This window comes from Deltaproteobacteria bacterium, from assembly GCA_026129095.1.
Classification (GTDB): Bacteria; JAGRBM01; JAGRBM01; order JAGRBM01; family JAHCIT01; genus JAHCIT01.
On the sequence record JAHCIT010000001.1, the window covers coordinates 554,383 to 578,898 of the forward strand.

Here is a 24,516-nt window from a genome sequence, read left to right on the forward strand (position 1 = left end):
CAAGGAGCATCCGGTTTTACTTGATGATTCCCCGGTCCTTGAGAATCTGCCGGGCGGCCTTCTGAAGTGCGCCGCGGACGGTGGTGGATTCCGCGATAACACGTATCTCTCCCGGCGGAAGCAGCTTGAGCATCTGGATGGCCAGTTCCGGATTGGTCTTGGGATTACGGATGATCTTCCCCCTGATGCCGTTATCCCGCATCCAGCCGGTATTGTGCGAAATCAGACGGATCGCCTCCGGTGCTGCCGTAGGATCTCCTGCGATACGCCCGATTTCTTCCAGTGTAATCCGCTGGTTCTTGAGTAAATAGGGCATCAGTGTGGACGCATGGTGATCACGGAGCAGAATGGAGCGGGCATCCCGGCTTCCCATCATGGCCAGCTTCATCTTTTCAAGGACGGTCATTTCCTTGATCCGTTCCGACAGCGTCAGGTTTTTTTTCTCCCGGGTGCTGGCATCATCGGCTTCGTCTTCCTCTAGAAGTGACCGGTCAAATTCGTCCTCACAGGCAGTGACTTCTGTCTTTCGAAACCGTACAGGCGGCGTTTCCCCGCGTAACACCTCTGTCATGTACAGTTCGATTCCGGTCCGGACGAAATCCGTCACCGGTGAAAGTTCTATCTCCGCCACGGGTGGTGGGCCCTTGACAAGGGATATCACCTTCATCGGAAGGCTTACTTCATCTCCGTTGACGGGAAACTCAATGATCAGCGCGCCAGTAGAACCGGTATCCACCCCCTGTGGCGGACTGCCCACCACCCTGAGCTTCAGTTGCATCAGTTCACCCGTGTAAACGGTGAGAAAATCTGTCACATCCAGAAAACCCACGCGCAGACGGCTGCCGTTTTCCCAGCGGCTTTTCACAGCGTCCGAGTGTAGCGGAAAATGCCGGGGCGGGAGCAATCGAGTTCGGGACAGCCATTTCCCTCGCATACCGCCGGGCGCTAGGATTTCGATAGTTATGGTGGAGTCTTTTCACAAGCAACGCTGGACCGTGATCTATGACGGCACTTGCGGTTTTTGTACCGATTCAGTCCGCCGTATCCGGCGGATGGACCAGCAGGGCGTTTTTGACTACGTGCCCTACCAGGCCAAGGATCTGGAAGCGCGTTTTCCCGGCATCGACCGTGCTGCCTGCGAAAACGAAATGTTTGTCGTGATGCCATCAGGGGAAATCCGTGGGGGGCCACGTGGGGTTGCGGAGATTCTGAGGGCCTGTGGCTGGCGCGTTACGCCAGCACTGATGGACGCGCCGGGAATGAGCTGGTTCGCCCGGCGGGTCTACAACGTTATTGCCGCCAACAGGAAGTCTATCGGCGGCACCTGTGAACTACCCGAAGAATGGCGTGCCTGAGGCCATTTTTCTCTTTAATTTCAGTTGGTTACTTTCAAAACGTCCTCGGGTCATCCTGTAAAGACGGGTTTGGCTTTTGAGCAGGTTTGGTTCATTGTGGGCCCCCTGAATGGGACTGGAACCCAGACGTTTGACGCAACGCATACCATCTGATGAAGCCCCCAGACGGGCTATCTTCTTTCTGGCCGACGGTGCCCGGCCGGATGCCATGGAAGCGCTCGCCCGGGCCGGACGGCTCCCTGCCATCCGCGAACTGATGTTCGAGAAGGGTTCGTCCGACCCCGCCGTATCCGTCTTTCCCTCGACGACGGGCCCCGCGTATCTGCCTTTCGTTACAGGCTGTTACCCCGGAACCTGCAACCTGCCGGGAATCCGCTGGTTCGACCGCAAGAACTACAGCACCCAAAGGCTGAGCATGCAGCGGACCCGAAGTTATGTGGGCGCGGGAGCCGCGCTTCTCATCGGCGATCTGGACAAGAACGTCAAAACGATGTTCGAGATGATCCCGCGGTCGCTCAACATCTACAATCACGTGAACCGGGGCATTCCACGCTCACGCCAGCGCGGGAACGGGTCGGGCATCGCCATGATTATCGCCCACCTGACGGAAAACTATGATCCCGTCACACGGATCGTCATGAATGGCCTTAAACGCTCTCTGGTGGAGGATTTCGAATTCCTGTTTGTGGCATTTCCCGGCATTGATGGCGCCGGCCATAACTCCGATCCGTTTTCCGAGTGGACACTGAAGGAGTATGAAACCATCGATCGCGCGGTCGAAATGACCTATGAGATCCTAAACCGCTACGGACTGTGGGAAACGACCGACTTCGTGATTTCAGCCGACCACGGCATGACTGCCACTCACTCACACTTTGACCTGGACCGTTTCGTTTCCAAGCTCGGCCACCGCAACTACTACTACCCGGTCGGTTACCGCTACTGGTCAAACGCCACGGCAGCTTCGATGGTATCGGGCAATTCCATGGCAAATCTCTATTTTGCACATCCCAAGGGTGGCTGGGACCGGAAACCCATTTTCGAGGAACTCGCAAACGGTATGTTCGGCGGTGTGGTGGACAAGTTGCTCGACGCGCCAGCGGTAGACCTTGTGGCTGGCCCAGATGCCGAAGGGGTCCGCGTCCGGAGTCGCCGCGGCGAGGCGTGGGTACGGGCCGTGGAAGACGGCAGGATACTCTACCATGTGACGCATGGTTCCGATCCATTTGGCTATACCACGCATCCCCGCGAGTGCACCGCCGACGAGAGCCTTGCGGTGACATACCAAAGCGAATACCCGGATGCGCCGGTCCAGCTCCTCCAGTTCTTCCGGTCACAGCGGGCCGGCGATCTGGTTGTGTCCGCCACCAACGGCCATGACCTCAGGGTGCGATTCGAATACCCCGAACACAAGGCAAGTCATGGCGGTTTTGCTCGTGAGCACATGATGGTTCCATTTTTATCGAACCGGAAACTGAACGGCGGGCCCCGGCGAACCGTGGACTACGCCCCAACAGCGCTCAGCTTCCTGGGTCGAGAGGTTCCGGCCGGCATTGATGGGCGTATGATTGAAAGTCGCGAATAAGCCAGTTTACCCGGCCCGATGGGCAGGTAATCAATCAAGCAGACGGGGATTCACTAATGGGATCGACAGGAACCATATCGTTCAGCGACCGGATGAAGGCTCTCGCCAAATGGGCGGACCTCAAGATGAACCCTCGCCCCAAGCATGTGAATCTTGAGGTGACAAAGAAGTGTAACGCCCGCTGCACCTTCTGTTTTTACTGGCAAACGAAAGACGAGACAGTACTGGATAGCTACGCCGCCATCGTCAGAAAGTTTGATCCGATCATTGTCACGATTTCGGGTGGAGAGCCGACTCTCAGGCAGGACCTGCCGCAACTGGTCCGGGGCATGAAGGATGCCGTGGATTTCGTTTACATATCAATGGTGAATAACGGCTCCTTGCTGACGAAAGAAAAAGCGAAAGAGCTTCACGCTGCTGGCCTGAATCAGATCAATTTCTCGCTCGATTTTCCAGACGAACGGCATGATGTTTATCGTGGCATGAAAGGAAACTTCGATCGGATCGTTGGCCTCGTCAGGGATATTCAGGATATCGGCTTTGACCGCATCAATTTCAACACCTTCATCATGCGTGACAACCTGCACGATGTCGTCGATATCGCCAAGCTGGCTTACGACCTCCGGATTGGTGCAAGTTATTCATGCTATTCGTCCCTGAAAACAGACAAGGACGAATACATGATACCGCCGGATGAAATCACTGATGTCCATCGCGTAGTGAACGAACTTGTCAATCTCAAGCACAAATACGGCCATATCCGGAATTCGGATTACTATCTTCTCAACATTCCGGATTACTTTGTCCGGGGCGCCAAGGATGGCTGCCGGGCCGGCAAGGACTGGGTGCATGTGACTGCCGAAGGCTACATCCAGCCCTGCTCGGAATTGCCGATCAAGGCCCACTACACCGAATTCACCGAAAGCACGATTACCGAGAACGACATCTGTGACAAGTGCTGGTTTGCCTGCCGTGGCGAGAGCCAGGCCCCGCTCAATCTTGCCCGGATTGGTGAAGTAGTCCGAAAGCCCGCCTACGAGCTGCCGTTCGAGAGTTCGCTGGACCTCGCCTGATACGCCCCCTTGCCCATTCCTCCTCCCGGCGTCTAGACCCGTACGGTGTGGAAAATACCTTTGTCCGCACACTGCACATCTGGAACCGGGAGTATCATGAGCTACGAAAATATCCTCTTCGAAACAGCCGGGCCCATTGGCAGGCTCACCGTGAACCGGCCGAAATTACTGAACGCACTGAATCGGCGTACCCTCTCCGAAATCGCCGACTGTGCAAAAGCAGCCGCCCAAGACCGGTCACTCCGGGCACTGATCGTCACCGGTGCAGGTGAGAAAGCATTTGTCGCCGGAGCAGATATTTCCGAGATGACCGATTTTCCCCGGGAGGCGGCACTCGAATTTTCCCGTGACGGGCACCGGGCAATGGATGCCATAGCGGCAATCCCTTTTCCGGTCATCGCCCAGGTAAACGGCTTCGCACTCGGGGGCGGCCTGGAACTGGCTCTAGCCTGTGACGTCATTTTTGCTGCCGACACGGCAAAGCTGGGGTTACCGGAAGTGACACTTGGCCTGCTGCCGGGCTTTGGCGGAACGCAGCGGCTTTCCCGCCGGGTTGGGCCAGGGAAAGCCCGTGAACTCACCTATTCCGGTGAACACATACCAGCCACCGAAGCGCTTCGGATACATCTTGTAGATCGCGTGTATCCGGCAGCCGAACTCGGCGATGCCTGTACAAAATGGGCAGAACTGGTTGCCACGCGTGGACCTTGTGGAATTGCCCTGGCCAAGGAGGCAATCGAGACCGGTTCCGGGCTCACACTGGCAGATGGCCTGAGGATCGAACAGCACCTGTTTTCAACTGCTTTCACCACACAGGACATGCGCGAAGGAACACAAGCCTTCCTCGCCAAGCGCAAGGCCGATTTCAAAGGGAACTGATCCATGGATTTTGCCCTTTCCGGAACGCATCGCCTTCTCCAGCAGGCGGCCCGCGAGTTTGCTCAAAAGGAACTGGCACCACTGGCCGAGAAGGTGGATCGAGAACACTACTTTCCTGTTGAAAGCGTGAAAAAGCTTGGTGAGATGGGTTTTATGGGTGTTTTTGTTCCGGAAAAGCTTGGCGGCGCCGGAATGGACTTTCTTTCCTACGTTATTGTGATGGAGGAAGTCGCCGCCGCCTGTGCAGCGACTTCTGTCATCGTCAGTGTGAATAATTCTCTCGTTTGTGCCGGCTTGCTTCAGTTCGGAACCGAATCACAGAAGCGTGACCTCCTTGTGCCGCTTGCATCCGGAAAGCAGCTCGGCTGCTACTGTCTATCGGAGCCAGACACGGGATCAGACGCGGCCGCCCAGCGTACCCGCGCCACCAGGAATGGCAGCGGGTGGATAATTGAAGGTGCCAAAAATTTCATCTCCAGTGCATTGCATGCCGACTGGGCTATTGTCTTTGCCATGACCGAGCCGGACAGGGGTTCCAAGGGTATCACGGCATTTCTGGTCGATACGAAATCACCGGGTTTTGAAGTCGGAAAGGCGGAGATGAAACTTGGTATCTGTGGATCGGCCACGTCACAAATTACACTGAATGGCGTCAGAGTCCCGGAGGCCAACGTACTCGGCGAGGTGAACGGCGGGTTTAAAATTGCAATGACGTTGCTTGAATCGGGACGAATCGGCATAGCGGCCCAGGCACTCGGCATTGGACGGGCGGCTTATGAGGCGGCCGTGAAATATTCAAAAGAACGTGTCGCCTTCGGCAAGCCGATCAGCGCCAACCAGGGTATCCAGTGGTATTTGTGCGACATGGCCGTAAGGCTCGAGAACTCACGCAATCTCATCTGCAAGGCCGCCTGGCTGAAGGAAACCGGCCAGCCATTTGGCAAGGAGGCCGCGATGGCGAAACTGTACGCGTCGGAGTCGGCCAACTGGATTGCCAATAAGGCTTTGCAAATCCATGGCGGCAATGGATACCTCAAGGAATATCCCGTCGAACGGTACTTCCGCGATGCCCGCGTCACAGAAATCTACGAAGGTACTACCGAGATTCAGAGGCTCGTGATCGCCCGGCATATCCTGAAAGACTAAACCAAATAGCCAAAGGGCATCTTGGCTACAGGTTCTAGGTTCTAATTCTGGCGCCCAGCCGACGGATAACCGCCTTCTCAAGCTCGACGCTGAAGAACAGGAAAATCCCGAATGCCAGCATCCAGAGCCAGATATGCGGCGGGAATGCCGCTACACCAAATAGCAAGTGCATCGGCGGAGCATAGGTGAACAGCGCCTGGATCACTATGATTGCGGCAATCGAAAGCATAACGTATACATTTCCGAACAGACCCTCAATGGATAGCGCTGATGCCCGCAGATAGCGGCTGCTGAACAAAAAGAATACCTCCCCCATCACCAGTGTATTGACAGCTATTGCACGTGATTGTTCGAGACTGAGTCCCTGCGTCTCATACCACAGGAACAACCCGTACGATCCGGCAATCAGAAGCGTGGCGACCACAATGATCCGGGCCACGAGAAAAGGAGTAATGAGCGCTTCACCTGGATCCCGTGGTGGCCGCTCCATAATGCCAGGTTCGAGATGCTCAAAGGCGAGTGCCAGCGAGAGCGTCACTGCCGTTACCATGTTCACCCAGAGAATCTGGACCGGCGTTATGGGAAGCACATGGCCAGTCAATGTTGCAGCCATAACCATTCCGGCCTGGCCGCCACTGACCGCAAGTATATAGACAATGGCTTTACGGATATTTTCGTAAACGGTCCGGCCTTCTTCCACAGCCGAGACAATCGAGGCGAAATTGTCATCTACCAGAACCATTTCTGAGGCATCCTTGGCCGCCTCAGTCCCCTTGATCCCCATCGATACACCGACATCAGCACGTTTAAGTGCCGGTGAATCATTCACGCCATCTCCAGTCATGGCGCAGATGTCGCCATTGCTCTGCATGGCTTCGACCAGCCGGAGCTTGTGCTCCGGATTAGCGCGGGCAAAAATATCTGCCTCCCTTACGGCCTTCCGTAGTGCCGAGGCATCCAGCTTTTCTATATCGGAGCCTGTCAGCACCTGCGAGGCGTCAATTCCCAGTTGCCCGCCAATCGCCTGCGCTGTAGCCGCATGGTCGCCAGTGATCATTTTGACGTCGATCCCCGCCCGATGGCAGAGGCGGATTGCCTCGACCGCCTCGTCTCGCGGCGGATCCATGATCCCGAACAGGGCGAGCAGCGTAAAGCCGTCCTCCATATCACCAAACCGCAGCTCGCCGGTTCCACCGGCCACCGGCCGGCAGGCGACAGCCAGCAGCCTTTGTCCCAGCCGTGCCGTCTCCTCCATACGGTCATGCCAGTAAGCCTTGCGCATGGTCCGGTCTTCGCCTCCGGAACGCTCAAATGCACACATTTCCATTACCCGTTCAGGCGCCCCTTTGAGGAATATGAACCCATGGCCCGCATGATCGTGATGAAGCGTCGCCATGAACCTGTGCTCGGATTCAAACGGTATGACATCCCGTCGTGGCTGGGCTTCGTTCTCATAGACAGGATCCAGCCCAGCCTTCATCGCCAGAGTAACCAGTGCCCCTTCGGTCGGATCACCCTCAACAATCCAGTGACCGCCAGACTCCCGTACAATGGCGTCGTTGCACAGAAGAGCCGCCCTTCCGATATCGGCAAGCTCGGGGTAGCTGCTAGCCAGGGCTTCCTTCCCCCCGATCGTGAAACCGCCCCTTGGGGCATACCCAGTACCATCGACATGAAAGACCTGGTCGGCTGTCACCACGCGCTGAACCGTCATCTCATTGCGCGTGAGCGTTCCAGTCTTGTCAGAACAGATTACAGTTACCGATCCCAGCGTCTCGACCGCCGGAAGCCGGCGTATGATCGTCTTGCGTCGGGCCATCCGCTGCACACCGATAGCAAGGGTAATGGTCATGATGGCCGGAAGGCCTTCTGGAATGGCTGCCACTGCCAGACCTACGGCCGCCATGAAGACTTCCCCGCCGCTCTGCTCCCAGACCCAGAATCCGACAGCGAAAGTGATGGCGGAGAATACAAGTATGAGGACCGTGAGCCACCGGGCAAAATGAGCCATCTTGCGAAGGAGAGGAGTAGTGATCTCTTCGACTTCCGCCAACAGGCGGCTGATCCGACCAATCTCTGTCTGTGCCCCAGTCGAAACGACCAGCCCAAGACCCTGGCCATAAGTTACCAGTGTGCCGGAATGCGCCATGCACAGGCGATCACCGAGAGACGTGTCGGGAGCTGCTGGTTCAAGAGATTTTTCGACACTCTCCGATTCCCCCGTAAGCATGGACTCGTCGACCTTCAGCGTGCGAACTTCAATTAAGCGCAAGTCCGCAGGAACCTTGTCACCTGATTGAAGAAACACCACATCCCCGGGCACCAGATCTTCTGCTCCAATTTCCTGCCGGTGGCCATCACGAAGGACTACCGCGTGGAGAGAGAGCAGGTTGCGGATGGCATCAAGTGCGCTCTCAGCTTTCCCCTCCTGGATAAAACCAATCAACGCATTGATAACGACTACGCCAACAATGACCAGGGTATCGACAGCATGTCCCAGGAACGCTGTCACCACTGCTGCGCCAAGCAGCACATATATGAGCACATTATGGAACTGGAGCAGAAAGCGCATCCAGGAACTGCGTCGGGGAGGCGGGGGCAGATGATTGGGTCCGTGTTCGCGGAGCCGACGCGCCGCTTCATCAGAAGAAAGGCCCTCGGGCCGTGACTTCAGGCGGGCAAGGGCATCCGCCGGGGAAAGCGTGTGCCAGTATGTTTGATTATCAGCTGCGGATTCCATCCGGGCAGACTAGCCCGATAGGATTAAAGTGTCAGATGATTTCGGTCAGGCGTTAACAGGTCTTAAGAACCGGTCAGTCCACCGTATCGAAGCTAACGACCGCGGCCTTGCCCGCCTGAACTTCCACTTCACCGATCGGGACCATCTTGCCAACCGAAAGCTGCGCACTGAGTTCATAGCGGCCGGGTGCCAGCCGGAGCCGCGCAATGCGGATCTGGTCCGGCAAAAAACCCCAATGGCGTGTATCGGCATTTTCCGTTGCGACGGCAGCGACATTCATGGCCAATCCCACGAGGCTGCCGATCAGTTGTGCATTGGGATCATTCCCCCTCGACCGCTTGATCGCCTCTTCGGTCGCCTTCGTAGCAGCATACTTGGCGAGTGCACGGGCAACCGCCTTGGCCTTGATCCGGCCCAGCCGGTCCTCGAGATTTTTCCTTGCAATATCACCCAGTGGCTGCGCTTCTTCCGTCGCGGCAGAAGCAATCTCATAAGGCAGTCCATCGCCCTCCCCGATGCGTGTTGCCCGGATGACCGAACCCTTGTTGAAATACTGGCGACGCCTGTACTCGGGATAAGCAACCTTGATCACATGCCCGTCCGGGGTCGGAATGATCCAGGACTTTTCCACCTTTTCCGGCACGAGTCCGTTCAGATGGATCACCACAACATCTCCAAAGTCCTGTGGGGTTAGTCCCTCTGGTGGTGGCACAGCGCCGTCTGGAAGCTCATCACCCGACAGAAATGCCGCCTCACCGGCCAGTACAGCCAACTGCTTCGGTACCGCCGACCGGTAGTGCTTCTGGTAGTCCCCGCCATAGATTTCGAAAGCCTTGCGAAAGGCGACGCCTGCATCCTGAAGGTCTTCCGAGGTACCGGAGTGCAGGTACAGGATACCAGTGATGAAACGGCCGAAAGCATCCTCGGTATAGACGTTCTGGCTTTCCTCGTATTTCGTGTTGTAGAGCGCCAGCTTTTCATCCACCCGGCGGGCCTCGACGAGTGCGCTTTCGGTATTCCCCATTTCCGCATAGATGAGGGCCTTGAAGATGTTTACCATCACCCGCTCGAAATCCTCGCCGCTGTATTCTGACATCGTGTCGTTGACTATTCCGGTGGCGAGCGTCCGGGTAACGGACGTGGTGTACAGTTCTTCTCCCAGAATATCGGCCTGTTCGAATACCTTGAGTGCCTCGGGAAACCGTTTGGCATAGTAGAGAAGCGCGCCTTCCTCATAGATTGCCAGCAGCCGTTCCGCCTTGCCGTAGTTCTTGCGGTTCTCCTGAAAAGTCTTGAGCGCGCCGTCGTGGTTCCGGTGTGCGCGCTGGTTGTTCACCTGCTGATGAAACCTGACGCTCGGTGCACAGGCCGACACCAGCACGCACAATGCACCACCCAGCACCAGACTGAACTGGCGCATCCGTCCTGTTATCATGACTCTGCCCTCCCCAGGGATTTCCGAATGGCGGTACTAGAACTTCGCCTTTGACCGCTCGATGTATTTCTTGATCTTCTTTTCGCCAATCCAGACCTTCTGGTTGGTGCTGAGATTGATGAGCTCCAGATTGATCTGGTAGAAAACCACACGTTCACCCTCGGCCTGGTCAGTGATGCTGTTGATGACGCCCTGAAGCATGTAGTCGGCGCCCTTTTCGGCATGATCGGCCTGGTTCTGTGCCGTGAAACCGTACTGCTGGTCGGTTCGCTCGTCACGAATCTCCTTGCGCTCATCCTTGGATGCAACCACATCGACCCGCCCGGAGTTCACCCAGGCGCGCTCCAGATCCTTCGAGAACGTCTGCGTGTTGATATGCTCACTGGACCGGTTGCGGATGGTTCCGACAATCACGGTCGGCACCCCGCCGGGCTTTTTCGGCTGGAACCGCTCCAGCCAGGCGGCCGACATGACATCCTTGATTACCTCCTCCGAGACGAGGCGTGAATCGGTGTCATTCCACCGCCCTGAAAGGTCCTTCTGCTCCTTGACGTCAACACGGCTGACTTTCGTTCCGCAGGCCGGGGCAGACAGAACCGCCGCCACAAACAGGATCCGCACCAGGCGTCCAGACAGGAATTTCATTCGACATACCTCCAGTGGATATTTGGCGGCACCAGTCAGGAGCCGTCTCGAAACAGTTTTCAGGAACAGCAGGGACTCTAGGTCTGCCCCGGCTTGTTGCCAAGTCGGGACAACTTGCCTGCCAGCATTGCGGCGTGTCAGGGGGACGGCATTAGCATCATGGGTAAAAAGGACAAAAAGCCGGACTCCCTCATTACCGAGAACCGCAAGGCGCGATTCCGGTACCAGGTGCTGGAAACAGTCGAGGCGGGGATCGTGCTGGAAGGCTGGGAAGTCAAGAGCCTGCGCGAGGACGGCGCGAATGTGTCAGACGCCTATGGGGTCATCAACGGAAGCGAGGTGTTCCTCCTGAATCTGCACATTTCACCCTATACCAAGTCCCGTGTGATCCCCGGCATGGAGACCCGGACCCGCAAGCTCCTGCTGAACCGCAAGGAGATCAACGGCCTCGTCGGACAGGTGCGCGAGAAAGGCCGGACGCTCATCCCGCTCAAGCTCTACTGGAACGAGGCCGGACGGGCCAAGGTCCTGCTCGGTGTCTGCATCGGCAAGCAGGCCCACGACAAGCGGGAAACGATCAAGCGGCGCGACGAGGACCGCTACATCGCCCGGGTAAAAAAACAGTTCCGTTAACGCCCTGCGTTGTCCTGAGGCTGACAAGAGCGTGCTGACGCCCGTGTCAGTCCCGGTTCACTGGTTGAACAACAGCCGAACATGGCGTCTTATTTTGTAATATATATCAATAGTTTTAACAGGTTAGGGTTGAACATGGAACCGAACAGCCGTTCGCTGAATGGGTGTTTTTTTCTTGCTGTTTCAGTTCCGTGTCATTCATAATGCCCGCGTGACCGGAGCCCGAAGGGCAAATAGCCCACAGAAGGCTCCAGGCCGCCTGGATTCCTGTCCGGATTGACGGAGGAACCGGGACGGAAAGGCCACAAGGACGCGGCAAGCTGTCAGGCCGGCGCGGCAGATTCCCCAGGAGCCCGGAAACGGACCCAGGAGGAAAGAGCCAGCAAAGCGCAGGTAACCCCAACGACAGTTCACCCGTTAACTGGCCCGCAAAGCGACGAACGGCTCGCCTTCACGTTTTGCGTACGTCCCGGCTCACATCACTCCCTCATATCCGAGCAATGGAAGCACCTCCGGCGGAGACATGAAACCGGCGCATCGGGATTTTCCCGTGGCACCGGGATCGGAGAAGCGCACGGACGTGGCAAAAAAGAAGACCATACCGGAACTTCAGGCCATGAAAGCCAAGGACGAGAAGATCGTCATGGTCACGGCCTACGACGCGACGTTCACCCGGATCCTGGACCAGGCCGGGGTGGACTGCGTTCTGGTGGGCGATTCCCTGTCGATGGTGATCCAGGGCAATCCGGACACCCTCTCGGTCACGCTCGATGAAATGATCTACCACGGCCGGATTGTCCGGCGCGGCATCTCCAAGGCCCATCTGGTTGTCGATCTGCCGTTCGGCTCCTATCAGGAGTCTCCCGAACAGGCCGTGCGTTCGGCTTCGAGACTCATGAAAGAGGGAGGCGCCGAAAGCGTGAAGCTGGAGGGTGGCCTCCCGATGGTTCCCTCGGTGCGGCGTCTTTCCGAGGTGGGCATCCCGGTCATGGGTCACATCGGCCTCACGCCGCAGTCGATCCACGCTTTCGGGGGCTTCAAGGTGCAGGGCCGTTCAGCCGAGGCGGCCGCGATCCTGAAGGAATCGGCTCTCGCCCTTGAGGATGCTGGCGCCTGGGCCATCGTTCTGGAGGGGATCCCTTCGGCCCTTGCCCGGGAGATTTCACTCTCGCTCCGTATCCCCACAATCGGTATCGGCGCCGGCGCGGCCTGTGACGGGCAGGTACTCGTAATTTATGACCTGCTGGGAATGGACAATTCATTCAACCCCAAGTTTGCCAAAAAATACGCCAAGCTGGCCGACACCATCAATGAAGCCGTCGGCTCGTTCATCGGAGAGGTCCGTTCGGGGCAGTTCCCGGCGGCGGAGCACAGCTACTCATGAAGGTTGTCGGCACCACGACCGAGATGCGTGATCTCACCCGGCGGCTCCGCCGGGAGGACAAAACGATCGCCTTCGTGCCAACGATGGGCTTCCTGCATGAGGGCCATGCCTCGCTGCTCCGGCTTGCCCGCCGGAAAGGCGACGTCCTGGTGCTGTCGATTTTTGTCAATCCCGCGCAGTTTGGACCCAGTGAGGATCTCGATCGTTATCCCCGGAATCTTGAAGGCGATCTTGCCATTGCCCGCCGCGAGAACGTGGACATTGTTTTCACCCCCACACCGGCGGAAATGTACGGAACAGGCTTCCAGACCTGGATCGACGTGGCAGAAGTATCGAAGCCCCTCTGCGGCGCCTCACGGCCGGGGCATTTCCGGGGAGTGGCGACCGTAGTAGCCAAGCTGCTGAACATCGTCCATGCCGACGTGGCCGTTTTCGGTGAAAAGGATTTCCAGCAGCTGGCCGTGATCCGCCGGATGGTCCGCGACCTCGACATGGACGTGGAAATCCTGGGCGGCCCTCTCGTCCGGGAAACCGACGGTCTGGCCATGAGTTCGCGTAACGTGAACCTCTCTCCGGCCCACCGGCGTGATGCACTCGTTCTGAAGCGTGCAATCGACCGCGTTAGGGAACTGTCCGCAGCGGGTGAAACCAGCGCCGGAACACTCATCGCCGCCGCCCGGAAAGTGCTTGACGAAGTACCCGGTGGCGAGACCGACTACGTGGAGATTCGCGACGCCTCCACGCTCGAAACCATTGACCGGCTGGACGGACCCGCGCTACTGGCGCTGGCGGTCCGTTTTGGCGGTACCAGGCTCATCGACAACACGGTACTCCCTGTGGGGGGCCGGGTTCATGAGGAAAACCCGAGGGCTCCGATCCCTGAACTGTCAGGGACGGCGACCCCGCACTGAAGAGGAAGCACGCTCATGGCAACCAGAACAATGCTCCGGGGCAAGATCCATCGCTGCACAGTGACGCAGGCCGACCTGCACTATGAGGGCAGCGTGACGATCGACCGCGACCTGATGGATGGAGCGAACCTGCTCCCCTACGAGGCTGTAGACATCTGGAACGTGGACAACGGCGAGCGGTTCTCAACCTATGCGCTCGAAGGCCCCCGTGGCTCGGGCGTCATCTGCGTCAATGGCGCCGCAGCCCGCAAGGTGGCCGTGGGCGACCGGATCATCATCGCCCATTTCGCCCAGGCGACCGAGGAAGAAGCCCGGAGCTGGGAACCAGCCTGTGTGTTTGTCGACGAGAAGAACCGGCCGAAGAAGCTCCAGTCCTACGAATCAGTGAATCTCCGCGCGGTCTGAATCGCACGGCATTTCCCGAAGCCACAAAACGCCGCCACCGGTCACCCGGAGGCGGCGTTTCCTATTAAGGCCCTTCAGGCGCCCTGTTGCACGGATTCCGAGGGAGACGCCTTCACCACTGCCTCCAGCCGCTTCTTGTCCTCATTGGCGGCCATCGTGAGAACAGCCATGTGGGGCATGATGAGCTGGACGAGATCGGCTTTAGGCTGGTGCTTGTCGATCGGGATGGGTGGAGTTGCCAGGATACGGCCCAGCATGACGTACTGCTCGGGAATGTAGTCTATGCGGTGATTCTGGTCGACGGCGTTGAAATCCTCGGTCATCTGCCGGAGATTGCCCTTGAGATGGGTGATGAGATCACTACCGTCGTTGAAATGCTTTACGACGATGTCGGTCACCTTCATTCCGTAGACAGCCCATTCCCGCAGCGACTCCTTGGTGTGGAGCTTGGTGCGGTAGCTGAGATCCCACAGGGCGTTGGTGATCTGGTCCGGATTCTTTGTGAGATATCCGTTGATGATCTCCACAACACCGACACGGAAATTCTCTGGAAGCTGCTTGGCGCAGCCGAAATCGATCATCACCAGCGCCGGCTTGCACTCAGCATTGTGCGGATCCTTGTCATAAACCATGAAATTGCCCGGATGCGTGTCAGCCTGGAAGAAACCATGCCGGGTGATCGTATGCAGCATTGAATTGAGGAGCAGCTTGTAGAGCGTGTCCTTCTTCGTACCGGGCACGTTCGGATCCGAATACCAGTCCATCATCTTGTGCCCGTTGATGAACTCCATGCCGATCACCGCATTCGTGCAGTATTCGGGATACAGCTCCGGAATGATGATTTCGCCCTTCTCTCGCATCGCCGCAAGCAGTTCCCGCATCCGGACGTGGTTCTCGATCTCGTTTCGGTAGTCGAGCTCCATCCGGATGTATTTGACGAATTCACCGATGGTTTTTCCGTGATCGATGCCAGATACTTCTTTGTACCAGGCCAGCTCAATGATCCGGACGAAGATGGGGAGCATCAGGTTGATAACGTTCAGATCGGTATGAAACTTGGCATCAATGCCGGGATACTTGATCTTCATGACCCCGTGACGGCCGTCCTTGAAGATACAGCGGTGAACCTGTCCGATGGAGGCACAGGCCAGGGGCTCCGTATCAAAACTGAGGCAGATATCCTCGATCTCCTTGCCGAACTCCTCACGGATCCGTCGGCGGATCTGCCGGGTTGACGCACGCGGCACACGGTCCTGCATCTTGGTCATCTCGACCAGGTAGATCGGTGGCAGAAGCGCCATCTGGGTCGAAAGAAACTGTCCGATCTTGATGTACACACCCTTGAGGAGAACAAAGGAATCGTAGATGCGCCGGGCATTCCGGGCATGGACCTCCTCCAGAGCCTCCCGCCGTTTGCCCTTTTCCGTGAAGGTCTTGGTAATGAGGGCGAACCAGACGTAGCTCACCAGCACACGGGCAAACAGGTAGGTCGTAATGATCGTCCGTGGGATGCGGTAGTCCATCAGGAAGCCCCAGAAGCCGGAGCCAGCATGAGGCAGGTCTCCCTGCTTTTCAGCCTCTTCCCTGGCCTTCTTGACCTTGGCCACCCATTCGTCGACTTCCTGTTCGGAAGGCGCTTTTACCGGTTCACGCTCCACGAGATTATTACCTTCCCGGCCATTCCGTTTTATTCACAGGCAAATGGCCGTCCGTTCCCGGCTTCCACATAGCGGAGAACGGTCCAAATTCCCAACGGTTCCGCATTCTTGCCGACTTACCGATGGGTTGTCTAGCTCCGGCCATTCTGAATAGGACTCATCAAAGGCTACAAAGCTATTTTCTGGCCAAAAAGACACCGGAGCAGCCCCGTAAGCCTGCTCCGGTGAACTCTACAACCCTTGTGAATTAGTATTCAGGGCCCAGGATTTGTCACTGTAATTGTTACAAAGCCGGATGACGGCACATGGCCCTGTCCGGAAGTGTAGGCCCTAAGCGTCGACCCGCCCCATGAACTCAGATCAACACTTGAGCAGGACGCCGAACTGCCTGTGTAAGGGCAAGTCACGATTGGATACTCGAAGACCGGGCGATCGCCGGAATTGGACGGTGCCGCAACAATCACGATATTGCCGGATGGATTTGGAGTTCCAGAGACCACCGACGCTGGGATCGTGAAGTTGAACGACAGGCCCTCCCCGGCAGCTACCGTCGTCGGGCTGTTGGTACTGGGCCCGCCCGTCCGTCGGGTCTGGAACGAAATACCGTCAGCTATATTGACCGGTTTGCCGTTAACCACTCCACCCGGTGGCTGGCAGGTACCGTTTGGGCGGTCACCCGGGACGTTGCTGCCAAAATTGCTCACTGGAAGCGAAATCGTCGGGTCGCTGGCGGGACGGGCCGAATTGACCAGTGGCAGACCGTTGCCGCTGGAATAGAACGTCGTATAGACGCAGAAGCTGTCAGCCAAGCCGTTGCCATAGTCCGGCTGGATCACACCGGTGTCCAGACCTTCAGGATCGGGCGCCGGGATCGGAATAAAGGCGCTGGTCGCACGTGCCTCGATAGTCTGGAAGGTGATATCCAAGCTTGATACGTCTTCGGTAGGATCAACGCCGAAGCCGCTATTACCCCACGCGTATACACCGGACATGAATGCCATCTGGGGTGGCGCAGGGAGCGGATCGGGCGAATCCGCCAGAGGCATACAGTCCTCGTGGTAAAGAAATCCGGAGTTACCGTCTGACAGGCCTGTCAGATTGCATACATTGAATGACTTGAGCGCTTCACGGATTCCCGTCTTGTCCGGCTGATTCGCCACCGACAGATCTACTGCAAGACCCAAGGCAGGGATCCACGGACGAAGGGGCTGGTCCTGGTCAAAGTCGATCTCCGCCACAAGCGCGCCGATCGGAATATTCTGCGGCGAGATGCCCGTTTCAGTCAGCGGGGGAGTATCCGTGTGGGTCCGAATCACAGACACGCCATATTTGCCGGCGTTGCTAACCGATGTCACAAACCCGGAATTGCCCCACTCGGGATGACGTCCCGGATACCACGCCATAAACCTGTAGTCCCGGCCAACGGGTACATCAGGAAACACGTTCGCTTCGTCTGGTTCGGAATTCGGGCAGCTCTCCCCGTCTAGCGCTGCTACAATCTCGTCATTGCAGTTGTACTGGTCATCGGAGATATTCCGCACCGGGAATCCGTAGCCGGTGTCCTGGTCGACAAGGCCGATATGCACGAACCGCTCCGGATAGGGATAATCACCGTAGCTGGGAGGCCCCGCATACCGTGGCAGATTATCGCCTGTAGATGTTACTCCCACGGTAAGGTTGGAACCGGCAGCCCGCCGGGCTTCGATCAGTATCACCTGGCCGTCGCCTGTAATATCTACTGTCGCTTCGCCCTCGCACAGTTCCGGAATCACTGAATACTGGGGAGTAGAGCTTCCTGAACTGACCCGGCTCCGCACCCAGGCAGTAAACTCGATCCTGATTTCTGTCGGCGGCAACAGAAAGATCGCTGACAGGCCGGCACCGCCATCCGCCGCCGGCAACATGGTCGAGCCGACGACATCAGAGTCACCTTCAAACGGAAGCGGATTGAGATAGGGGTTCAGATAAACCGCCCGACGCACATGGCTCCGGTTATTACGGTTAACAAATGTCGTCAGGCGGCCCAGTTCGTCCTCGGACAGTTCACCGCGTTCAAGTTGTCTGGCGATTTCCTCACCACCGATATCGGTGAACCGGAACCGGATGTATTCCGGCAGCACCTGGCCACTGCAGAGTTCGTCGGGATCGAACGCCTGCGCGGTCAGCGCCCCGGCATTATCGGCAGTAACGATCTGGATCGGCACGCTGACACGCTCCGGACCGCCGTGTGAAAAGCAGCCCGTCATCAGCACGGCCATCCCTAAGACGGGTACCAAACCCACAATACGAACAAACGGCTTCCGTAACATAGTCACCACTCCTGCCGACACGCGATTTCCGCTCATCCCCCAACAAAAGAGGGCCAGACGGCGGTTTCCCTATCAACCACAGCTTATATCTTCAGGGCACGCCTGAAGCCATAACCAGCACAAAAAACCTATCATTCCCGGCATTGGTTTGGAAGCGATACACATCACGTCCTGAAAAGTTCCAAGCCCATGAATTTTGGCTGTTTTCCAGTGATTCAACGCACGTTTCGCCTGTCATTAGCGCAAGTCCGGGCTCAAGCGTGTGACATGGATCCCCAGTTTTCATGCAACCATTGCACGCCCATGCCATGAGGATGTCGCCATCACGGGACATTTTATGTCCGGTTTGCCGGAAACCGAATCACAGACCAGAGCTGCAGTAACCCGGTGTGAATGGGCTGCCAGCACAACTATTTGTTAATATTGGGGAAATCTGGATTATCTGAGCTTCATCAAAAGCCAGCCATTTGGCATAAGCCGTGAATATGAAATCCCAAGGAGTGCTGCCAGATGATGAAGCGAGGACTGATTGCTGGAGCCGACCCCAGTGTTGTCGCCGCCCTGCAGGTAATGCTGTACGGGCAAGTCTGCATCGACTCTCTGCGGGAGGGCTCTGGAGCTGAACTGCTCGGCGCTGTTTCACGCCGGACCTACGACTGGGTCATGGTCGAGGAAAGCGGGAATTCGCATCTGGATCGGGATGCACTGGCGGCCCTGGCTTCACGCACGCATGTCATCGTAGTGAGCAGCCATGACCGGGAGGCTGCCACCGGGCTGGAATCGCAGGCCATTTATCTGGAAAAAGATGCCCGCCTTTCCGAGCGGCTAAAGACCGTCCAACAGGTCACCGTGCATTGACAGGCACGATACAGCGATAGCGAACAGGGCCGTATTCAGCGGTGGCCTTTCCCTCCCTAATTTCCGCTTGTTCTTTCCCGCAGGCGGACTAATCCTTTGCCGATCATGAACTACCTGCTTGTCTCCGCAGCTACCCTGTTTATTACGCTGGCTCCACCCGATCTTGGCAGCGACTCGTCATGGGCCAACTACCTGACTGCCTACCCGGAAGTCCGCCAGCGAATTGAAAATCATGAAAAATGGGTCAAGGCCCTGTCACCGGACAAGACCGCATGGGTCGAACTGGCCGACGCCCATTTTGATGCTGACCCGCTCTGGGCACGGGAGATGCTCAGCTTCCTTGATGCGCAGACAGCCAGCACCGAAGTTCTCACCGCTACACGGGCGTTGGACCAGTTCCTTGGCGACAACCGGATACACGAGGCAGCGGAACTCGCCCAGGCGAAACTGCTTCTCAATGACGGCTATGCCCGTGCCTGGCGCGACCTTGTTTCGGCCATGGCCGAAGCCCAGGGGTTTGAATATCACATCCAGTGCTGGAACCATTTTCATACCCAGCGCGTCGAAAGCGACATTGTTTTCAATACCAGTGGCCGCGGTGGAATTGAGACCTACCGTCGCCAGTATCCGGGTGCATCGCCCCTATGGCAGCCTTGCCTGGATTTCCTGGACCGCAATCCTGCCGTTTACGACGCCGCCCGCCGCTACTTTATGGTCCTGAAGGGCGATACCGGACTTTCCGGCCAGGTGGACCGGCTCTATAGCCGTCTCCGGCAGGAATCGAACGAGGTGATGCTGGTCGAGATATGGCGTCTCAGACTTCAGATCGCTCGCCACCGGGACTTCTGGGTCCGGTTCCTCAATCACGAGCGGGCACGGGCCTCCCGGGGTGACAGCGCCCCCGCCCTGCTTCGGATCCGCCGCGAATTTTCTGCCGACTCCGATACAGCTGCACGGCTGGTTCAGTTTCGGAAATGGGCCCTCGGCATTGAAAACCTGAGCCGCCGCATGCACGTCCGGCGAGTGGCACTCCGGGAAGCGAGCCGTCCGGTCATCCTGAGCCAGCTCCCTTCCGTCTCCCGGCCATAACGGCTTGCGGTATTAGCGTGAGAGGCATTACGATGGAGCCATCAGCCTCCGTCACAGGAAGGATACTTGGCTCTGCCCGCTGCCATTCAGCCATTGCACCAGATCATTACTGATCTGGCCGGAAAAGTCCGCGCCCATTACCCGTTGATCGGGCTTCGCACCACCGAAGAAGAGCGTGCGGAACGGGTATTCTCGGACGTATCGAAACAAACAAACCGTCACCTTGTCCGATGGACTACGGCGAGCGGGTTTATCCTGCTCCGCGCAGAGGCAGATACTGCACCGAATGGCCCGGTCCAGACCAAAGATCCCACTGGGCTTGCAACTGCGATCGACAATGGTCCGGACAATACAATCTACCTGCTCGAGGACTTCGGCACATATCTTGAGTTACCCGTTTTGCGGCGCGCACTGCGCGACCATTTCCGCCGATGGGTGTCACGGGGCATAACCCTGGCCCTGACCGGGCCCACCATCTGGCCACCAGACGAACTGGCCACCGATATGGTTGTAGCTGACCTCCCGCTGCCCTGCGGATTCGAGCTGGAACAGCTGGTCCGCAACATCGCCAGAGCCGCCGGGCGGAATGTAGACGCGCTGGCCGAACGCATAGCGGCGGCGGCCGGGGGACTCACGGAAGCCGAAGCATCACGGCTTTTTCACCGGCTTCTTGGAACGGGAAAAGACCCCGTGCCGGACGACATCCAGATGCTGATTCGGGAGAAAAAGCAGCTTCTGGGGCGCGGCGAAACCCTGGAGTTTTTCGAATCGCCCGATACGTTGGCCTCCATCGCCGGCCTCGACAACCTGAAAGAATGGCTCGTAAGCCGGGAGCGGGCATTCTCCCGGGAAGCCCGCGATTTCGGCCTGCCGGAACCCAAGGGACTTTTCCTCCTGGGGGTCCAGGGGTGTGGAAAGTCGCTGACAGCAAAAGCGGTGGCGAACCTGTGGCGACTGCCGTTGCTCAGGTTTGACCTCGGATCGCTCTTTTCCAGCGGAAAGTCCGGACCTGAAGAACTGATGCGGAGATCACTCCAGGTGGCAGCATCCATCGCCCCGGCCGTGCTCTGGATTGATGAAATCGAAAAGGGATTCGCAGGCATAGAAGGCGGCACCGGGACGGCGGCGCGCCTGCTGGGCAGCTTCATCACCTGGATGCAGGAAAAAAATGCTCCGGTATTCGTTGTTGCGACGGCTAACTCGATCGAACAGCTTCCGCCGGAACTCCTCCGCAAGGGCCGGTTTGACGAGATATTCTTCGTTGACCTGCCAAGCCTTGCCGAACGTCGTCAGATTTTCGAAGTTCATCTGAAACACCGGCGGCGCGATCCGGCAGCCTTCGACCTCGACACACTTGCCGCCAAGGCCGACAAGTTCTCCGGTGCCGAAATCGAAGCCGCAATAGTCGCCGGCCTGTACGAAGCATTTTCGGACGCCCGGGAACTCAACACCGCTGATATCATGAAAGCACTCAAGGAGACCGTTCCCCTGGCGCTCACCCAGCAGGAGCGAATAAAGGCGCTCAAAGACTGGGCAGAAGGTCGGGCACGGCGTGCATCGGCCGATGCGCGAATGCTGGATCTGCTCTCCAATCGCTAACATCCGCCCGCCTCATGACAAGCCGCTCCATTCCTCCCTCCCAATCCCGCCGCAGACATCCCCGCGTACCGGTCACCATGGAGATCCGGGCGACACAGGCTGCTGGTTCACTGCCATTCGTGGCAAGAAATCTGTCCGGGTCGGGTGTCTTCCTGCACGCCACGCGAGCCTATCCGGCCGGAACGGAACTCACGCTCGAGTTCGAACTTCCCTATTCGTCGGGAAAGATCAGAACGACAGCAAAAGTCGTCCGTCATTCGACAGATCCGGCGACCGGCCTCATCAACGGGATGGGTCTGGAATTCACCAGCCGCACCGATGAAATCGCCGGAATGATTGAGGCATATCTGCAGCAGACTGAAGGCTAATAGAAAATCTCAGTCCTTGCAGGCAGAAGGGACAGCGGCCAGCGTTTGAACCATCCGGATGACATGGGGCCGACGTTCGATATGGTCGAAACCCTCGCACCCCTCAAACATACGGATCAATCCATAGACGGCAAAATCTGCAGACATGGGTTCGGGACCGAAGATAAACGGCGCTTCAGCCAGAAGTTCGTTCAGCCGGTCGAGCTGGTAATCGAACAGTTCGGCATTCGCCTTCCATCCGCCGCGGGCATTGGCCAGCTGGCGCATCTGGTAGACAAGAACCCGGCCGCCAGCAATTTGAAGGGCCCTGTTCTTGAGGCTCCTCGGATACCGCTCGGCATTTATTTGCATCAACTTCTGTGCATTGTCGCCCTGACACCATTTGAACGGCTGAAGTGTCGAGGAAAACGCCTCGTCAGCCCAGTCCTCCAGAAGGGCATTGAGCGCACCCTCACGCTGGCCTTTGGGATGAATGGGTTTATCCGGAAAACGCTCATCCAGCCATTCGCAAATCGTGGTCGAATCGGAAACCCACTGGTCTCCCACCACGATGACCGGCACTTTGGTCCGGCCTGTCCGCCGCTTGATTTCAGGCCGTGCCTCCATCGGCGCTTCCACGCGGACGTACGGCAGCCCCTTGTAGTCAAGCACCTTTCGGATTTTCTCGCAGTACGGGGATATCTGAAACTGGTGCAGAATGATGGGGTCCACCGGAAATTCCTCCTGAAGGCAGCAGGAGGGTAACACCTTGGCAAAGGCGGGCAAACCTACCGGTATTTCGACCCAATTCGCGCCCGGATGGCCATCTGCGCGCCAAGAATACCGGCCAGATAGCCATCCTCGAAGTTGAACTGTTCACTCCCCCGAAGTTCCTCGTAGTCATGAGGCTGGGCAAGATCATCCTCGGTAAGATGCGGAAGGAGCGAACGGCCCAGTTTCAGGAGTTTCTTGCGCTGGAGCTCGGCATCGGCTTCCAAAAGACGGTCAATTTCTTCCAGCAGGATGGTTGGATCAGTCATGCCAAGGTTGGTAGCTTTTCATCCCGCCGGAGACAAAAATCCACTACCAGGCAGCATGACGACACATGGGACTGTTCGAAGATGAAATGGAAGCGGCACTGGACCGGGCGTCAGCTTCCGGGAGCCCCAAGTGCCCCTGGTGCGGCGAAACAATCTGGCTTCAGGTGGATACCGGGGGCGGTGATAGCCAAACGGTCATCGAAGATTGCCCGGTCTGCTGCCGGCCAATCACAGTCCACTGGACGCGGACCGGCGGGCGCTGGCGCGGTGATACCATCCGGTCATAATATTCAACAAATCCGGAAATATTCCGGGGAGCAGGTAGATTATGAGGTCATATCCGCAATTCTGGCTTTCTTTATTTCTTCTGGCACTTCTGGCTGCATTTCCAGCACGTGCAATAGCGGAAGAAGCGACTCCCAAATTGGCCCCGGCACTCGAAGGGCCAACCGTGGGAGGTGCGCCGTTCAGCCTGAAAAAACTTCTCGCCGAAAAAAAGCCAAAAGAAACCTGGGTACTGTTCTGGGCAACCTGGTGCCCACCGTGTGTTTTTGAGCTGCCCGAACTGGATCGCCTGTGGAGCGAGCTCAAGGGGCAGGGCTTTGAGCTGGTTACGGTCAATGAAGAGAACATGAACCCTGATATGGCATGGGCAAAAGGGCTTCCAGACTATATCCGGATGCGAAATCTCAGCTTTGTTGTGGTTGACGACGCTGACGGCAAGATAGCCCAGAGCTGGCCGGTGGAAGGAAAGCTCCCCACCCTGTTTCGACTGGATGGCGAGGGCCGAATCGTTGCGCAGGAAATAGGTTTTTCCGAGAAAATATTCCGGGAACGCGAGGAGAGCCTTCGCAAGCGGCTGGGCTCCAGTGGCAAAAAGCCGAAGAAGAAGTGATCATTCAGATCCAAATTTTCGCAGCGCACCGCCTTCCAGCCGGTATATACGCCAATCGGGCATGATGTCGGCTCCAATAGACCGGTAAAGCGACTGTGCATTTTTATTCCAGTCGAGCACTGACCACTCAAAACGGGCACACCCGTGCTTGACCGCAATCCGGGCAACAATCTCCAGCAACCGTTTGCCTATCCCCATCCGGCGGCGGGAAGGGGTTACGTACAAATCCTCAAGCCACAGTCCACGCTTCATACGGAAAGTACTGAAAGTTTCAAAGAAAATGGCATAGCCCACGACGCCATGGCCGGTCTCTTCGGCCACAAGACACTGGGCCGCTGGCGGATCACTGAATAGGGCCTCGGCAAGGTCATACGTGGAGCCGGTAAACTGATGTTCCAGCTTTTCAAATGCCGCCAGCTCACCAATCAGGTCGCGTACCCGCTGCGTATCTGCCATTTCTGCGGGGCGATAGATAATTTCAGCCATTCCGGGTCCATAGCACGGAGTTTGGTGGCCTGCACCGGGGTTCT

At 57.5% G+C, this 24,516-nt stretch carries 24 protein-coding genes; 15 read left to right on the forward strand and 9 right to left on the reverse strand.

Annotated features, from left to right (window positions below; genetic code table 11):
- Nucleotides 1–16: 16 nt before the first annotated feature.
- On the reverse strand, nt 17–865 hold the full coding sequence (locus KIT79_02440; GenBank protein MCW5828152.1) for a hypothetical protein: 849 nt from the start codon (nt 863–865) through the stop codon (nt 17–19).
- A gap of 97 nt (nt 866–962) precedes the next feature.
- Between KIT79_02440 and KIT79_02445 the strand changes: the two genes are divergently transcribed.
- From KIT79_02445 to KIT79_02465, 5 genes are all read left to right on the forward strand, one after another.
- The gene (locus KIT79_02445; GenBank protein ID MCW5828153.1) at nt 963–1,355 is read left to right on the forward strand and encodes a DUF393 domain-containing protein; all 393 of its coding nucleotides are present in this window, start codon (nt 963–965) and stop codon (nt 1,353–1,355) included.
- 130 nt (nt 1,356–1,485) lie between these two features.
- The gene (locus tag KIT79_02450) at nt 1,486–2,940 is read left to right on the forward strand and encodes an alkaline phosphatase family protein (GenBank protein MCW5828154.1); all 1,455 of its coding nucleotides are present in this window, start codon (nt 1,486–1,488) and stop codon (nt 2,938–2,940) included.
- Between the two features lie 56 nt (nt 2,941–2,996).
- A complete protein-coding gene (locus KIT79_02455) occupies nt 2,997–4,013 on the forward strand; it encodes a radical SAM protein (GenBank protein ID MCW5828155.1) in 1,017 nt (338 codons plus the stop codon).
- Between the two features lie 96 nt (nt 4,014–4,109).
- On the forward strand, nt 4,110–4,892 hold the full coding sequence (locus tag KIT79_02460; GenBank protein ID MCW5828156.1) for an enoyl-CoA hydratase/isomerase family protein: 783 nt from the start codon (nt 4,110–4,112) through the stop codon (nt 4,890–4,892).
- A gap of 3 nt (nt 4,893–4,895) precedes the next feature.
- The gene (locus tag KIT79_02465; GenBank protein ID MCW5828157.1) at nt 4,896–6,038 is read left to right on the forward strand and encodes an acyl-CoA dehydrogenase; all 1,143 of its coding nucleotides are present in this window, start codon (nt 4,896–4,898) and stop codon (nt 6,036–6,038) included.
- 34 nt (nt 6,039–6,072) lie between these two features.
- Here KIT79_02465 and KIT79_02470 read toward each other — a convergent pair whose 3' ends face one another.
- From KIT79_02470 to KIT79_02480, 3 genes are all read right to left on the reverse strand, one after another.
- Nucleotides 6,073–8,778, reverse strand: a complete 2,706-nt coding sequence (locus KIT79_02470) for a cation-transporting P-type ATPase (GenBank protein MCW5828158.1) — start codon at nt 8,776–8,778, stop codon at nt 6,073–6,075.
- Between the two features lie 73 nt (nt 8,779–8,851).
- The gene (locus KIT79_02475; protein ID MCW5828159.1) at nt 8,852–10,213 is read right to left on the reverse strand and encodes a hypothetical protein; all 1,362 of its coding nucleotides are present in this window, start codon (nt 10,211–10,213) and stop codon (nt 8,852–8,854) included.
- A gap of 36 nt (nt 10,214–10,249) precedes the next feature.
- Nucleotides 10,250–10,858, reverse strand: coding sequence for a penicillin-binding protein activator LpoB (locus KIT79_02480; GenBank protein ID MCW5828160.1), 609 nt, complete (start codon nt 10,856–10,858; stop codon nt 10,250–10,252).
- Nucleotides 10,859–11,017: 159 nt separating this feature from the next.
- Between KIT79_02480 and smpB the strand changes: the two genes are divergently transcribed.
- From smpB to KIT79_02500, 4 genes are all read left to right on the forward strand, one after another.
- Nucleotides 11,018–11,491 (forward strand): SsrA-binding protein SmpB, encoded by a 474-nt coding sequence (gene smpB, locus KIT79_02485; protein MCW5828161.1) that lies wholly within the window; start codon nt 11,018–11,020, stop codon nt 11,489–11,491.
- 523 nt (nt 11,492–12,014) lie between these two features.
- Nucleotides 12,015–12,875 (forward strand): 3-methyl-2-oxobutanoate hydroxymethyltransferase, encoded by an 861-nt coding sequence (panB, locus tag KIT79_02490; protein ID MCW5828162.1) that lies wholly within the window; start codon nt 12,015–12,017, stop codon nt 12,873–12,875.
- Complete coding sequence (panC, locus tag KIT79_02495; protein ID MCW5828163.1) at nt 12,872–13,786, forward strand: pantoate--beta-alanine ligase; 915 nt, start codon at nt 12,872–12,874, stop codon at nt 13,784–13,786. The genes panB and panC overlap by 4 nt, the downstream gene beginning before the upstream one ends.
- Nucleotides 13,787–13,801: 15 nt before the next feature.
- Nucleotides 13,802–14,191 carry an aspartate 1-decarboxylase gene (locus tag KIT79_02500; GenBank protein MCW5828164.1) on the forward strand — a complete coding sequence of 130 codons (390 nt, stop codon included), beginning with the start codon at nt 13,802–13,804 and terminating at the stop codon, nt 14,189–14,191.
- Nucleotides 14,192–14,265: 74 nt separating this feature from the next.
- On the opposite strand, the gene KIT79_02505 is transcribed toward KIT79_02500, so the two are convergent.
- Nucleotides 14,266–15,849: an AarF/ABC1/UbiB kinase family protein gene (locus KIT79_02505; protein ID MCW5828165.1), complete on the reverse strand. Its 1,584-nt coding sequence runs from the start codon at nt 15,847–15,849 to the stop codon at nt 14,266–14,268.
- Between the two features lie 254 nt (nt 15,850–16,103).
- The gene (locus KIT79_02510) at nt 16,104–18,158 is read right to left on the reverse strand and encodes a hypothetical protein (GenBank protein ID MCW5828166.1); all 2,055 of its coding nucleotides are present in this window, start codon (nt 18,156–18,158) and stop codon (nt 16,104–16,106) included.
- 510 nt (nt 18,159–18,668) lie between these two features.
- On the opposite strand from KIT79_02510, the gene KIT79_02515 reads away from it, so the two are divergent.
- The 4 genes from KIT79_02515 (at nt 18,669) to KIT79_02530 (ending at nt 22,072) form a co-directional block, all read left to right on the forward strand.
- Nucleotides 18,669–19,016, forward strand: coding sequence for a hypothetical protein (locus KIT79_02515; GenBank protein ID MCW5828167.1), 348 nt, complete (start codon nt 18,669–18,671; stop codon nt 19,014–19,016).
- Between the two features lie 105 nt (nt 19,017–19,121).
- Nucleotides 19,122–20,105, forward strand: a complete 984-nt coding sequence (locus KIT79_02520) for a hypothetical protein (GenBank protein MCW5828168.1) — start codon at nt 19,122–19,124, stop codon at nt 20,103–20,105.
- A gap of 66 nt (nt 20,106–20,171) precedes the next feature.
- Nucleotides 20,172–21,704, forward strand: coding sequence for an AAA family ATPase (locus KIT79_02525; GenBank protein ID MCW5828169.1), 1,533 nt, complete (start codon nt 20,172–20,174; stop codon nt 21,702–21,704).
- A gap of 77 nt (nt 21,705–21,781) precedes the next feature.
- Nucleotides 21,782–22,072, forward strand: coding sequence for a PilZ domain-containing protein (locus KIT79_02530; GenBank protein MCW5828170.1), 291 nt, complete (start codon nt 21,782–21,784; stop codon nt 22,070–22,072).
- Between the two features lie 9 nt (nt 22,073–22,081).
- Here the strand turns inward: KIT79_02530 and KIT79_02535 are convergent, their stop codons facing one another.
- Together KIT79_02535 and KIT79_02540 are read right to left on the reverse strand one after the other, a co-directional pair.
- Entirely contained in the window at nt 22,082–22,783 is a 702-nt protein-coding gene (locus KIT79_02535; protein ID MCW5828171.1) for a glutathione S-transferase family protein, read from the reverse strand.
- Between the two features lie 56 nt (nt 22,784–22,839).
- A complete protein-coding gene (locus KIT79_02540; GenBank protein ID MCW5828172.1) occupies nt 22,840–23,091 on the reverse strand; it encodes a hypothetical protein in 252 nt (83 codons plus the stop codon).
- An 86-nt stretch (nt 23,092–23,177) separates the two neighbouring features.
- On the opposite strand from KIT79_02540, the gene KIT79_02545 reads away from it, so the two are divergent.
- Both KIT79_02545 and KIT79_02550 read left to right on the forward strand, forming a co-directional pair.
- Nucleotides 23,178–23,378 carry a CPXCG motif-containing cysteine-rich protein gene (locus tag KIT79_02545; protein MCW5828173.1) on the forward strand — a complete coding sequence of 67 codons (201 nt, stop codon included), beginning with the start codon at nt 23,178–23,180 and terminating at the stop codon, nt 23,376–23,378.
- Nucleotides 23,379–23,515: 137 nt separating this feature from the next.
- On the forward strand, nt 23,516–23,986 hold the full coding sequence (locus KIT79_02550) for a TlpA family protein disulfide reductase (protein ID MCW5828174.1): 471 nt from the start codon (nt 23,516–23,518) through the stop codon (nt 23,984–23,986).
- Here the strand turns inward: KIT79_02550 and KIT79_02555 are convergent, their stop codons facing one another.
- Nucleotides 23,987–24,472 (reverse strand): GNAT family N-acetyltransferase, encoded by a 486-nt coding sequence (locus tag KIT79_02555; protein ID MCW5828175.1) that lies wholly within the window; start codon nt 24,470–24,472, stop codon nt 23,987–23,989. It abuts the gene before it with no gap.
- Nucleotides 24,473–24,516 lie beyond the last annotated feature (44 nt).